Here is a 14,434-nt window from a genome sequence, read left to right as displayed (position 1 = left end):
GGCACTACAGCCACGTCAGTTATCCGCCTTATGCGTTGTTTTGGTTACGGTTGCTGTGGCGGCTTCCCGCCAGATTTGCCTGAGCGCATGCCACAAGCCGTTACGGTTGGTTTGCATAATCAGCTCTTTCTGACTCAACTCCCGCACAAGCCGCCGGTGTGCTTTCCCCAGGTTATGGTAGGGCAGGCTCATGAAAAGGTGATGTGTGGCGTGGTAGCGCAACCCGACCGGGGCCCATAATGCAGTCAGAAAATTACCGGGGATATTGACCGAATCCAGATACTGCCCGACCAGTGTCAGGCTGTCATCCCCCTCATGGCGATAAGCGTGGGCGGCCAGTGTACGCAGCGAATTCAGAATAAAGATCGCAACAACAACCGCATACCAGAGCAGCAATACCTGACAGGACAGCTTTCCCAGTGCCACGCTGCTTACAACAGTCGCTGCAAACAAGAAAGCTGCCAGTTCCTGTATTTGCCAGTAACGATCATTGCGGACAGCATCCGGCTGACGAATATAAGCAGGATTGATCGTCATTGAAGAAGCACGCTCCCAGACCGTTTTTCGTAATGACGGAATCAGATATGAAATCGGGGTCAACAATAAAAATCGCGTTACCAGCAGCAGCGGCAGTATCAGCGAAAGCAGCACATACCCCACCAGCCCCAATGGATGCTGTGTGGCAAAGGGGAGATACTCCCCATCCTTACTGGTACCGTAAATCCCGGGTTTATGGTGATCGTAATGCACACCATCATAGGTAAACGATGGAATCATGAAGGGGATACCGCAAGCCAGGTTCCATACCAGCCGGAACAGTCTGAATGTACCGCGTTCGAAATGAACCAGCTCGTGGATAAAAATGGCAGCACGGTAAAATGCTAATACTGCCACGCAATAAGACAATATCTGCCAGCCGGAAAGCCACGATGCATGAAGCGCTGTGGCAAAAGCCGCCCAACCCAGCACAATATGAAACAGAAAATCCACCCAGTAAATTTTAGGATCGGGTGTCATCAGGTCACGTACCAATGCACGTGCTTCGTATAACGGGAACTCGATTTGAGATGGAGCCCGGGTTGCGTTATCCGCCATGGCAACCTGTTTCCCGGGAAAATTCCCGGCAGGAGATCAGCTGACTGATTATCTGCTGGTTCATCTCTTTACCGGTTTCATTGATTTTGCTGAAATCAGGCACACCCGGCCAGCCGGCATCATAAAAAACTTTGCCGGCAAATTCCCTGGCCTGTGCATAGCGGGGGATAACATGAAAATGGACATCAGGATCAACCATCATCAACATCAGATAATTCAGCTTGTCATACTGAAAGGTTTTTTTCAGAGCGGAGTCGACTTTGCCAGTCACTATCTGCAGTTCTGCAAAACTGACGCTGCTCAAAGCAGAAAAGCTTTGTACCGGTTCATGCGCAACCAGAACCAAAGCACCCAGGGTAAGCTGAGCCGGGCGCAGCAGCACGCTCCAGTATTTAAACTGGCAGATAACTGTATCTGGTGCACCAAATTTTTGCATGGTGCCATTAAATATTTCCACACTCATGGCTTTTCCTCCGGATCACCCGGGCATCTGAAATAGCTGGCCAGACCGGGATTGATCCGCCGTATCTGCTTCTTCACGGGTAAAACAGCTTTCCGCTTTCTGTAAATCCTGAATGAAGTCGATTTCACACCAGTGACTCCCGGCAACAGAATAGCTGTTTACTATTCCTTGCCCGGCCAATGCACTGATGATTGCCAGATACCATGATCCGAGCTTCTCCGGTTCACGCAGTGCCTGCTCTACGGCTTCACGGAAAAACCGGGCACCTTTTCTGCTGAAACGAATCAGGCCGATGGATTCCGCATCGGTTTCCTCAGCAGACAGCTTTTTACTGACCTGCCTGACCTGCCCCTGTAAACCAAGCTGCACCTTCATATCATCATCATCAAATTCCGGCTTGAAATCGATACACAGCGTAATTGGCATTACTTGTGTATGCAGCAAGCCCGACAGCAGATTACCTCCCAGCAATGTATCTCCATTGAGCAACAGAAAACCGGCATGCATTTCGTTACGCGCGATCCAGCAGCTGGCAAGGTTATCCGCCACTTCATAAAAGGGATTAAACAAAACCCTGATGTTCGAATAATCATGATAGTGTTCAGCAATCAGCGCCTCCACTTTAGCAATCTGAAAACCAGCCACAATCACAATCTCTCTGATGCCATTTGCCAGTAACGCATCTATCTGCCATGCAATGACCGGCTTACCTGATACCGGCAGCAGGCATTTGGGTGTATTTTCTGTCAGAGGTAACAGTCGCCTGCCCTGCCCTGCGCTCAGAATGATCGCTTTGGCGGGAAAATCATCCGCCTGCTCATCATCTCCAACCTCGGGTTTATTCAATTACTCTTTCCCTCTTTATATTCACACGTTAAAAAGTGCGTTCATTGCCTTCAACTCATCCACGATATGTCTGACCGCTGTAAGAAACGCATCCACCTCTGCTGAGGTGTTATCCGGCCCCAGACTGACGCGCACCGCACACCGTGCCAGAATGGGCGGCACATTCATTGCTTCCAGCACATGACTTTTACCTGGTGTTGCACTGGAACAGGCGGCCCCGCTGGCAACGGCAAATCCCTTTTTATCCAGACGAACCACCAGCGTATCTCCTTCAATATCCGGCAGCGCAAAATAACAGGTATTGGGCAAACGGAGGGCATCCAATCCAAATACTGTAGCACCCGCCGCCAGCAAACCCTGCTCCAGATGGTTACGCAGTGCTGCTGTTTTTGCCGCAGATTCCACCATTTTTGATGCGGCAAGTTCACAAGCGATACCAAACCCCACGATCGCCGGCACATTCTCAGTACCGGAGCGCAATCCGTTCTCATGCCCTCCGCCATCAATAATCGGTTTGAGGGGTAAGCGCGGATCAACGATCAATGCCGCAGCTCCCTTGGGTCCATAAATTTTATGCGCTGACAACGTCAGAGCATGCACACCCAACCCGGTAAAATTCACCGGGATTTTACCAAACGCCTGTACGGCATCTGTGTGTATCCAGCTGCCTTGTGCTCTGGCTGCCTCAGCGATCGAAGCAATATCCTGTATCACTCCGGTTTCGTTATTTGCAAACATCACTGAAACCATCGCGGGGCGGGTTGTGGCAAAAACAGCAGCAGCTTCACTTACTTTTACCTGCCCTGCCGCATTCACAGCCAGATAATGCAGCTGCCATTTCTCATCTCGTTTCCTTGCCAGGGCTTGTGCCGGACGAATGACGCAGGGATGCTCAATCGCACTAACTGCCAGTACAGAAGGTTTCAGACTGTCTGATACACCACGAATAAACAGATTATTCGCCTCTGTGCCGCCGCTGGTAAAAATCACCTGGGCCGGACTGGCACCTGCAGCCTGTGCCACCTGCTCACGTGCACGATTAATCGCCCGGCGAGCTATCAGCCCAAAAGAGTGACCGCTGGATGCATTACCGTAATGCTCCCGGAAATAAGGCAGCATCGCATCCAGAACAGCGTCATCCACCCTGGTGGTGGCATTATGATCAAAATAGACTTGGGTCATGGGATAAGATACACCGGCAGGATAAAATAAATGTACCAGGCGTCACACCCGGCAAAATTCTGCTGCTGACGACAATAAAGGGTGAGTATATTGAAAATCACCAGTGACGGATATGTTCTCCAGGATACTTGCGTCAAATTGAGTGTGAGTGTATCAAAATGACACAATTCATTCGTAACGCAAAAATTAGCTCATTCCAATACCTTGATTTGATTTGGCAAGATTTTCATTAAAGAGTAAAATCGCCGGCTAGTTAAGTACATGGATCAATTTTCAAGCAGAGGAACGTAAATGGCGGTAACAACTGATCGAAAAAGTCAGGTCATGCGGGATTATCAAAGGGTAGCAGGAGATACGGGTTCGCCGGAGGTGCAAGTCGCCCTTCTGACGGCCAGGATCAATGATCTGGTTAATCATTTCAAGGAACATGTCAAGGATCATCACTCACGCCGCGGCCTGTTGCGCATGGTTAGCCGCCGGCGCAAATTACTGGATTATCTGAAATCAAAAAATAACGACGGCTATCGGACTTTGATCGAACGGCTCGGTTTAAGGAAATAAGGAATGGATCTGGCGGGGAGCGTACGACCAGACTCCCCGTCGAACTGTCGCAGATAACTGCGAAGCTGTAAAACCTGCCCGGTTGAGCATCCTCACGCGAAACCGAACAACCCCGGCTCTCCGCAGTTGAATGCGACTTTGTAGTTAATCTGTAGTTAATCTTGAGCAAGACTTGACCAAAGAAGGATTACTAATTGAAACCAATAAAAAAAAGCATAACCTACGGGCGCCATACGCTCACCATTGAAACTGGAGAAATTGCCAAACAGGCACATGGTGCAGTCATGGTTTCCATGGATGAAACGGTTGTGCTGGTAACTGTAGTAGGTGACAAAAAAGCCAAACCCGGGCAGGATTTCTTCCCTCTCACCGTAGATTACCAGGAGAAATTTTATTCCGCTGGCCGTATTCCAGGCAGTTTCTTCAAACGCGAAGGTCGTCCTTCTGAAAAAGAAACACTGACATCCCGGCTGATCGACCGCCCAATACGTCCACTTTTTCCTGACAGTTTTTATAACGAAGTACAAATTGTTGCGATGGTACTGTCATCCGATACTGAGATCGATGCTGACATCCCTGCAGTGATCGGTGCCTCTGCAGCACTGACACTCTCCGGCATCCCTTTCGATGGCCCTATCGGTGCAGCACGCATAGGCTATATCAATAACGAATACATTCTTAATCCCACCACCACCCAGCTCAGGGAATCCCAGCTCAACCTCGTGGTGGCAGGCACACAGAAAGCTGTGCTGATGGTCGAATCAGAAGCCAATGAGCTTTCCGAAGATATCATGCTTGGTGCCGTAACCTACGGACATGACCAAATGCAGCAGGTGATCAGCATGATCAACGAACTGGCTGATGAAACAGGTGTAACTGCCTGGGACTGGCAGCCGGCTGAAAAAGATTTATCACTGATCGAGAAAGTGACTCAACTGGCAGAAGCCGATTTACGCAATGCATTCCGGATAAAACAGAAATCAGCCAGAACCGAGGCTATTGGCGAAATCTGGCAGCGAGTCTTTACCGAATTGAAAGCTGGTACGGAAGATGGCCCCGGTGAACAGGCGGTCAGAGAAATTGGTTTTGCACTGGAAGCCAGAATAGTGCGTAACAGTATTCTTGATGGTGAATCCCGGATTGATGGTCGCGGGACTCGCACTGTTCGCCCAATCACAATTCGCCATGGCGTGTTGCCCCGTACCCACGGCTCTGCACTGTTCACGCGCGGTGAAACACAGGCACTTGCTGTCACCACGCTGGGAACCGCACGCGACGAACAGAAAATCGATGCACTCCAGGGAGATTATTCCGAGCGCTTCATGCTTCACTACAATATGCCGCCTTTCGCCACAGGCGAAACCGGTAGAGTGGGAACACCGAAACGGCGTGAAATCGGCCACGGACGCTTGGCCAAACGTGCACTGCTCGCAGTTATACCGCCTGTGGAAGAATTCGGTTATTCCATGCGTGTAGTTTCGGAAGTGACCGAATCAAACGGCTCAAGCTCAATGGCTTCCGTCTGTGGCGGGTGCCTCTCACTCATGGATGCGGGTGTACCTCTGAAAGCGCACGTGGCCGGTATCGCAATGGGTCTGATCAAGGAAGGAAACCGGTTTGCTGTACTGACGGACATTCTCGGTGACGAAGATCATCTGGGTGATATGGACTTCAAGGTGGCAGGTACCGAGCACGGCATCACCGCTCTGCAGATGGATATCAAAATCCAGGGAATCACAAAGGAAATCATGCGGGTTGCATTGCTCCAGGCAAAAGAAGGGCGGCTGCATATCCTGGAAATCATGAAACAATCCCTCCCGATCGCAAGGGAAAATATCTCGGCCCATGCTCCGCGCATTATTAAATTCAAAATCAATCCGGAAAAAATCCGTGATGTCATTGGTAAAGGAGGCGCAGTAATACGCGCACTGACCGAAGAAACCGGAACGACTATTGACATAACGGATGACGGCTCCGTAACAATTGCCTGCGTCAGCAGCGAAGGAGGGGAGCAGGCGAAGAAGCGCATCGAGGATATTACCGCAGATGTTGAAGTTGGCAGAATTTACGAAGGAACCGTACTTAAACTGTTAGATTTCGGTGCCATTGTCAGCGTTTTACCTGGCAAAGATGGTCTTCTCCATATTTCTCAGATTGCTAACGAACGTGTCGAAAGTGTTGCGGATCATCTTAAGGAAGGACAGATCGTACGTGTCAAAGTACTGGAAGCAGATGAGAAAGGTCGGCTTAGACTTAGCATGAAAGCAGCCAATATTGCTGCAGAAACCGCAGATAATTCAGAAAATACTGAGAAATAGGTTGCTACTTTCTCAATAAACCACCCGGTCAGTAAATTCTGATTCATCTGTTTCCGGATATCCCGGAGATTACAGCCACCCTGTTCAGGGTCAGGAAAAATATCTCCGGGAAGCCTTCCCCTCCCTGACCTTACAATCCGTCATCAGCAGAGAGTTATTATCAGACCCTCCGGGAATCCTCTCTACGAGCCCTGATTTTTTTCCACTCCTTTCATCTCCAGTATCACAACACGGTAAACTGCTGTAAACAAATCCTGCAGGCAAAGAACCAGCCACCCTCCGGATTTTTTATTTCCGAAAACAGATTTTGTCTGATAAAGTCTTAACGTTTAACTCGCATTCATCAGTCATATTCCGCCTAAAATCACGTATCAGGATCACTCCAACAACAAAATAGCGAAAATGAAAATAAAATTACCAATTGTGTTGCTCATATGCCTGCTTCCCTTTATGCTGACAGCCAAAGCCGATGAAATACTGCTTAAAAATGGCGACAGAATTACAGGAACAATCATCAATAAAACTGGCAGTACGCTTGAAATCAAAACCGACTATTCAGACAAAATATCAGTCAAGTGGAGTGCGATCGAAAGTTTCAGTACGAATCAGCCTGTATTACTGACGTTTAAAAACAAGGAGGAAATGACAGGCGTTACAGAAACCTCTCCGGACAATACACTGAAAATCAGAAAGGAAGGGGTCTATCAGTCTGAGCCGATTCCTCTGTCAGAAATTGCTGAAATCAATAAAAAATTCTTTTCCGGTCAGATCAATGCGGGTGGTGCGATATTTTCCGGAAATACACAACGTCAGTCCTACAACCTGAATACCGATCTTATCGTCAGAGGACGGGATGACCGGGTTTCTTTCGGGGGGCAGTTTAATTACGCGGACAGTAAATCAAGGGATTCCAGCGGCAGCAAGGAAACCGTGCTCAATGCACGCAACTTCCAGCTGTACGGAGATTATGCGCATTTCATCAACGATCAGTGGTACGGGTACGCACATGGCCTGTTTACCAATGACCGCCTCCAGGACATCAAATTGCGGTCAGCATTCGGTATTGGTGCCGGTTACCAGATTTTTGCAACGGATGATCTTAATTTATCCATCGAGGCCGGCCCGGATTATGTTAACGTCGACTTTTATGACTATCCGTATCAGTGCCAGAAAAGGCTTCCTGCCGATCCCGGTGCATGCAGCCGGATAAAGGATAGAAGCAATGTAGCCGGTCGCTGGTCCACCCGTTATGATCAATGGTTCTGGAACAGAGCCGTGCAGCTTTTTCACATGCATGAAGGGCTGGCTGCCAGCGATCTCTTCATCCGCACTCGCACCGGCATTCGTGTGCCACTATGGTACGGATTCCAGATTGTTAATGAGATACAAGTGGATTATTTCAGCAGACCTGCGCCTGGCAAGGAGAAGTTTGATACCCGTTACCTGTTCAATATCGGTTACGGATTCTGATTTCAGAACATTGATTGTCTGATCGCCTGACTGTCAGTCCGATCATGAATGTATCAGGATAAAACCGGAACTTTCTGAAAAACCGGTTTTATTCAGGCTGTAACTTCCTCTTTATTCGCAGTACGGGCACTATAATAGTGACTTTGTTTTTTACCACATCGCTGATCAATGATACACAGGTACTTTCGCCAGATACACAGACAATCGCGATACAAATGAATTTTTCTTCGGAGTTAAAAAGGAAATGGCATGTTGCCGCATTTAGCATTTTCCGGCCGGGTTCTTGAGATAGTCACACCCGCATTTTTCAGTCTGGCTGAAAAAGCCGGTTTCGGCTGTAAAAGATTTTTTTCAACCCGATCAAATCAGCATCAGACTTCTGTCCTGCTGCTGTGCTCAAGTCTGCTGATTACTTCCTGTGCCATGGGCCCCGACTATTCCCGCCCTCAGGTTGAAGCTGCAGAAAACTATCGTCTGACACAAACCGAAGGACAATCCATCGCCAACCTTCCCTGGTGGGAACTGCTTCGGGATGAGAAACTGCAGTCACTCATCAATCAGGCACTGCAGGAAAACAGAAATCTCAAACAGGCCACCGCCAGCGTTGAAGAACTGCAGGCACGGCTGGGCATCGCCCGGATGGATTTTGTTCCGAATATGGAAATCAATGGTACCGCCCCGGTAATGGGTACACTGGGAGGGTTTAGCCGTGCCGGATTCCCGACACCCTACAACTACTTCGGGCAAACCATCCTGAACTGGGAGCTGGATATCTGGGGAAGGATTCGCCGCGCCAATGAAGCTGCCCGCGCCGATCTGCTGGCGCGTGAAGAAAATCGCCGTGCCGTAGTGCTCACGCTGATCAGTTCAGTCGCACAATCGTACTTCGATCTTTTACAGTTTGATAATCAGCTGGATATTGCCCGGAATACCCTTTCCTCCTGGGAAGAATCTGTCGTAATTTCCAGAGCACAACTGGATGGCGGCCTGATTGCCCGGCAGGACCTGGATCAAATTGAAGCCAGTCGTGCCAGTGCCGCAGTGCAGGTCACTGAACTGGAAAAGCAGATCGCACAGAAAGAAAATGAACTCAGTGTGCTGACAGGAAAGCATCCCGCTCCCGTTACGCGCGGATTTACTCTGGATGGGCAGTTCACGCTTCCTGAAATCCCTGCCGGCCTGCCTTCAGAATTACTGCAACGACGCCCTGACATCCTGCAGGCCGAGCAAAATCTGAAAGCCGCCACCGCCAGAATTGGTGCGGCCAAAGCAGCACGATTTCCCCGAATAACGCTAACGGGTTTCTTTGGATTTTCCAGTCCGGCACTGTCCAGCCTGCTGCAATCCGACAGCAAATTCGGTACCGGTGGTTTTGGAATTGCCGGTCCACTGCTGAATGCACAAACACTCGGATTTGAGCAACGTGCTGCAGAAGCACAAGCAAGGCAGGTACTGGCACAGTATGAGCAAACCATCCTGATCGCATTCAAGGAAGTTGAAGATGCGCTCGCCGCTATCCGTACAGCCAATGAACAATATAAAGCCCGACAGGAACAGGCCGAAGCACTGACATCCGCGCTACAACTGGCAGAACTGCGTTATCAGAACGGAATTACCGGTTATGTTGATGTGCTGCTCGCCAAACGAAAATTGCTTGATGCAGAAACGATGCTCACAACCACCCGCCATCTGCACCTGACTTCCATTATTCAGCTTTACAAGGTGCTGGGCGGTGGCTGGCTGGCTGAAGCCCCCGGTACACCACTGCCACTATCCACCGGCTTGCTGCAAAATAACTAAAAAAATCAGTTTCATCACCAGAATTATCAGGAATAACGTCATGTATCTAACGCTTCGTCAACCCATCACCCAGGCCGGTCTGACCATAACAGGCATCTCACTTCTTCTTTCGTTCGTTACCGGCTGCTCAACAAAATCTTCTGAAGACTCCAAACCACCCGCCCCTCAGGTAGAGGTAATCACGGTTACTACCCGTGCAATTCAGGATGAACCGGAATTTATCGGGCAAACCGAATCCTTCCGGCCAGTTGAAATTCGTCCGCAGGTAAGTGGCGTCATTAAGAAAATATTCTTCACGGAAGGCCGCAATATCAAAAAAGGTGCCAGGCTATACCTGATTGATCCGGTGCCTTTCAACGCAGCCTACCGGAACAGCAAGGCACTGGTATCCCAGGCCCAGGCAAAACTGCTTCAGGCCAACAAAGATCTGGCACGGGTGCAACCGCTGCTAAAGCAAAAAGCTGTCAGTAAAAAAGAGGTCGATGATGCTATTGCGGAAGTCAGCAGTGCGAAGGCAATCCTGGAAGCAGCACAGAGTGAAGTGATCAGAACCAAATTTGATCTGGACAACACCCTCATTACCGCACCGGTTGACGGACGGGTTGGTCGCAGTCAGTTTTATGAAGGGCGCCTGGTTGAAGCTCAGACATCTCTATTAACCACTATCGATCAGTTGGACCCCATGTATGTCAACGTGAGTGTCCCGGAAAACTACCTGCTTCGTCGCCGGCGTGAATTGAATGAACACAAGGTTGAACGGCCGGATATTTTCCAGCTGCATGGCGTGATGACCTTCTCGGATGGCAGTGTTTATCCTGAAGAGGGCGTGCTGGATTTTGCAGATGTTGCCATACGGCCGGAAACCGGTACGCTGCAGGGCCGGTTTGCATTCCCCAATCCGGATGGAAAAAATGCCCCCGGACAATCTTATTTCTATCCAGGCCAGTTTGTTAAGGTCCGTATCAAAGGATATACCAGAACAGAGGCGATTCTTATCCCTCAGCGTGCCGTCCAGCAACGGCCGAGCGGCTCATTTGTCTATGTTGTCGATGACACGGGAAAAGTCGAGCTCCGTGCGATACAGGCCAGTGCATGGCGCGGCAGGGAATGGCTGATCGAAAATGGTTTACATGCAGGAGAACAGGTGATCGTGGAAGGATTCCATCGGGTTCTGCCTGGTGCTCAGGTAGAACCCGTCCCTTATCAGGAAGAGCAAAAATAAGACTTCCCTGAAGATAACCATTAAGAATAAACAGCGTAAGGCGTGCCATGAATTCTCGTTTTTTCATTGAGCGGCCGATTTTTGCATCGGTTCTGTCAATCATTATTGTAATAGTCGGTCTGGTTTCTCTAACCAGTCTGCCAATTGCCCGATTCCCCGATATTACGCCGCCCGTCGTGCAAATTGATGCGGATTACCCGGGTGCCAGTGCGGATGTCGTTGCAGAAGCGGTTGCACGGCCGATAGAAGTTCAGCTTCCAGGTATCGATAATCTTCTGTATTACGAATCCACCAGCACGAATGACGGGCACATGACCATGAAGCTCACATTCGAAATCGGAACCGATGTTGATATTGCACAGGTGCAGACACAGAATCGCCAGCGTCTTGCCGAACCTCAACTGCCCGATGAAGTTATCCGTCAGGGCGTCACCGTCAAAAAGACCTCACCTGATTTACTGGCGGTCATTGCGCTGAGCTCCACTGATCCTGCACACGACACACTTTTTCTGTCGAATTATGCGCTGCTGAGGATACTCGATAATGTAAAACGGCTTCCCGGTGTTGGAGATGCCATTATTTTCGGCAGCCAGAATTATTCCATGAGAATAATTCTTGACCCGGTCCGGATGGCTCAGCTTGATCTGATACCCTCTGAAATTGCCTCCGTCATTCGTGATCAGAACCGGGATTTTCCTGCAGGCCGCATCGGCCGCGAGCCGGTATCTGAAAAAAATGAACTCACTATCCCGGTTATTACGCGCGGACGGATGAGTGAAGTCAAAGAATTCGAGGAAATGATTGTCCGGGCTTATCCGGATGGATCCATGGTACGCCTGAAGGATGTGGCAAGAATAGAGCTGGGCGCTCAGTCATATGATCTGGAAGGACGATGGAACGGACGGCCCAATACTTTCATTCTGACTTTTCTCGCTCCCGGCGCCAATGCACTTGATACCGTGCACCGGATCCGCTCGGAAATGGACAGGCTGACCAAAGATTTCCCGGCCGGCACTTCCTACGACATCCCCTACGACACCACGACATTTGTTGAAGTCTCCATCAAGGAAGTTATCAAAACCCTGGCAGAGGCCATGTTCCTGGTTGTGCTGGTTGTGTTCATCTTTCTGCAAAACTGGCGAGCAACGCTGATCCCGGCGGTTGCAGCACCTATTTCACTGATTGGTACATTTGCCGGAATGCACGCACTGGGATTCTCGATCAATACGCTTACGCTGTTTGGTATGGTGCTGACCATCGGTATCGTCGTGGATGATGCGATTGTAGTGGTGGAAAACGTTGAACGGCATATGACGAAAGGCGGGCTTTCACCCAAGGATGCGGCAATCAAAGCGATGCAGGAAGTATCCGGGCCGATTATTGCAATCGTCCTGGTCCTGACCGCTGTCTTTGTTCCGGTCGGGTTCCTGGGAGGCATCACCGGTGAACTGTACAAACAGTTTGCAATTACCATTGCACTGTCTGTTGTCATCTCGGGATTTGTGGCACTGACACTCAGCCCGGCCTTATGTGCCATCGTACTTAAGCCAAGCCATGGTACCGGCAAATTCTGGGGCATATTTAACCGGTCGTTTGACTGGCTGCAGACGCATTACATTGGCACCACCAGTGCACTTATCAAAAGATCAGTCATGTCACTGGCTATTTTTGCAGTAATGATATTTGTCATTCTGGGCTTGCTGAAAACAACCCCCACCGGCTTTCTTCCAGAAGAAGACCAGGGCTATTTCATTACCGTTTTTCAGCTCCCTGATGGCGCATCGTTGACTCGAACAAAGAAAGTTGTCGAAAAAATTGAAAATTATTTCCAGGCAATTCCGGCTGTTCACTCAACCGATGCCCTGACCGGTCAGAATTTTGTTTTTGGTACTCGCGGACCAAATCAGGCCACCATGTTTATCCCGCTGCAGCACTGGGATACGCGCAGCAGCCCCGATCAGCAGGCGCAGGGGCTGATTGCAAAAGCCTTTCAGGAATTTGCAAAAATTCCCGAAGCACTGATTCTGGCATTCAATGCACCTTCAATTCAGGGATTGGGTTCTACCGGCGGTTTCACGGCTCAATTACAGGATCCGGGTGGGGGTGATTTCTCGGCATTTGCTGAAACCGCCCAGCTTTTTGTGAAAAAAGCTATGGAACATCCAGCCATCGCTGTTGCCGGCACCAACTTCCGTGTCAGTGCCCCCAGACTTTTTGCAGAAATTGACCGGGAGCGCGCCAAAGCGCTGGGAGTTTCGATTTCCGAAGTATTCGATACCATGCAGGCTTATTTCGGCAACCTGTATGTCAATGATTTCATAAAGTTTGGCCGGGTCTATCGTGTGCAAACGGAGGCTTCACCTGAATATCGGACCAGTCCGGACGACATCAGCAAAATCTACGTACGTGCCCGTTCCGGAACAACAAGCACGATGATCCCGCTGGATTCCGTGGTGACCACAGAGTTCAACAGCGGCCCGGATCCGGTAACTCACTTCAATGGATTTAATTCGGCCCTTGTACTGGGAAGTGCTGCTCCAGGCTACAGTTCCGGTCAGGCAATGGCAGCCCTGGAACAGGTAGCCAGTGAAGTACTGGCCCCCAAAGGCTATGCACTTGACTGGAGCGGTATCTCTTTTCAGGAAAAAGAGGCGGCGGGCGGGCAATCCGTATGGGTACTTTCCTTTGCGCTGCTAATGGTGTTTCTGGTACTTGCCGCACTGTATGAAAGCTGGTCGGTACCGTTTGCTGTCATCCTGGCCGTTCCTTTCGGAATTCTGGGAGCGCTGCTGGCTATCTGGTTACGAGAGATGAATAATGATATCTATTTCCAGATCGGGCTAATTACTCTGATCGGTCTGGCTGCCAAGAATGCCATTCTGATCGTTGAATTTGCCAACCAGTTGTACGACGAAGGTTTATCAATGACAGAAGCCGCTCTGGAAGCGGCACGCATTCGCTTCCGGCCAATCATCATGACATCACTGGCCTTTATTATGGGTGTATTCCCGCTGGTCATTGCATCCGGAGCAGGTGCAGCCAGCCGGATGTCGATTGGTACAGGGGTATTCGGAGGGATGCTGGCCGCTACTTTCCTGGCTGTTTTCTTCGTCCCGCTATTTTTCGTACTGATCGGGAAAATCTCGCATCGTGGCAGACACAAAATTCATAAAACCGGTTTTATGGAAGGCAATGTTTCTGCTGAAAAAGCTGCAGAAGCGGAAACGGCGATAAAAACCGGGGATGAAGCTGAAACTGAAATAAAAACAGAGCAGAAACCGCAGTAATCATGTGTTGTAATACAGGCCGGGATAGCGATCGGGTACATCAGGTATATCGCTACCCCTCCCGGAATCAGGCAAAGCCAACTGCCTGATTGTGCTTTCGCACCAGTTACCATGCCCTCCACACCCTCTATGGTGTTTATTCCGGAAACTTTTCCGCTGCACCCGGCCTCCGGTGCCTGAATCTGAACAG

At 49.9% G+C, this 14,434-nt stretch carries 10 protein-coding genes; 6 read left to right on the top strand and 4 right to left on the bottom strand.

The genetic code is table 11. From position 1 onward, the window contains the following. Nucleotides 1-15: 15 nt before the first annotated feature. Genes IT527_RS01275 through IT527_RS01260 form a run of 4 tightly spaced genes read right to left on the bottom strand, consistent with a single transcriptional unit; the run spans nucleotide 16 to nucleotide 3,586 of the window. A complete protein-coding gene (locus IT527_RS01275) occupies nucleotides 16-1,095 on the bottom strand; it encodes a fatty acid desaturase (RefSeq protein ID WP_292965405.1) in 1,080 nt (359 codons plus the stop codon). Next, on the bottom strand, nucleotides 1,085-1,558 hold the full coding sequence (locus IT527_RS01270) for an HIT family protein (protein ID WP_292965402.1): 474 nt from the start codon (nucleotides 1,556-1,558) through the stop codon (nucleotides 1,085-1,087). The genes IT527_RS01275 and IT527_RS01270 overlap by 11 nt, the downstream gene beginning before the upstream one ends. A gap of 15 nt (nucleotides 1,559-1,573) precedes the next feature. Next, nucleotides 1,574-2,404: a phosphocholine cytidylyltransferase family protein gene (locus tag IT527_RS01265; protein WP_292965399.1), complete on the bottom strand. Its 831-nt coding sequence runs from the start codon at nucleotides 2,402-2,404 to the stop codon at nucleotides 1,574-1,576. A gap of 21 nt (nucleotides 2,405-2,425) precedes the next feature. Continuing rightward, nucleotides 2,426-3,586, bottom strand: a complete 1,161-nt coding sequence (locus tag IT527_RS01260) for a cysteine desulfurase family protein (protein WP_292965396.1) — start codon at nucleotides 3,584-3,586, stop codon at nucleotides 2,426-2,428. A gap of 291 nt (nucleotides 3,587-3,877) precedes the next feature. On the opposite strand from IT527_RS01260, the gene rpsO reads away from it, so the two are divergent. From rpsO to IT527_RS01230, 6 genes are all read left to right on the top strand, one after another. Next, a complete protein-coding gene (gene rpsO, locus IT527_RS01255; protein WP_292965394.1) occupies nucleotides 3,878-4,147 on the top strand; it encodes a 30S ribosomal protein S15 in 270 nt (89 codons plus the stop codon). Between the two features lie 194 nt (nucleotides 4,148-4,341). After that, on the top strand, nucleotides 4,342-6,465 hold the full coding sequence (gene pnp / locus IT527_RS01250) for a polyribonucleotide nucleotidyltransferase (RefSeq protein WP_292965390.1): 2,124 nt from the start codon (nucleotides 4,342-4,344) through the stop codon (nucleotides 6,463-6,465). Nucleotides 6,466-6,915: 450 nt separating this feature from the next. Next, the gene (locus tag IT527_RS01245; protein WP_292965387.1) at nucleotides 6,916-7,935 is read left to right on the top strand and encodes a DUF481 domain-containing protein; all 1,020 of its coding nucleotides are present in this window, start codon (nucleotides 6,916-6,918) and stop codon (nucleotides 7,933-7,935) included. Between the two features lie 249 nt (nucleotides 7,936-8,184). Then, entirely contained in the window at nucleotides 8,185-9,735 is a 1,551-nt protein-coding gene (locus tag IT527_RS01240; protein WP_292965384.1) for an efflux transporter outer membrane subunit, read from the top strand. A 40-nt stretch (nucleotides 9,736-9,775) separates the two neighbouring features. Further along, entirely contained in the window at nucleotides 9,776-10,957 is a 1,182-nt protein-coding gene (locus IT527_RS01235) for an efflux RND transporter periplasmic adaptor subunit (protein ID WP_292965383.1), read from the top strand. A 47-nt stretch (nucleotides 10,958-11,004) separates the two neighbouring features. After that, complete coding sequence (locus IT527_RS01230; protein ID WP_292965381.1) at nucleotides 11,005-14,244, top strand: multidrug efflux RND transporter permease subunit; 3,240 nt, start codon at nucleotides 11,005-11,007, stop codon at nucleotides 14,242-14,244. Nucleotides 14,245-14,434: the final 190 nt, after the last annotated feature.

Origin of the sequence: Nitrosomonas sp. (assembly GCF_020852615.1) — a bacterium.
Taxonomy (GTDB): domain Bacteria; phylum Pseudomonadota; class Gammaproteobacteria; order Burkholderiales; family Nitrosomonadaceae; genus Nitrosomonas.
This window is presented reverse-complemented; position numbering and strand designations above follow the sequence as displayed.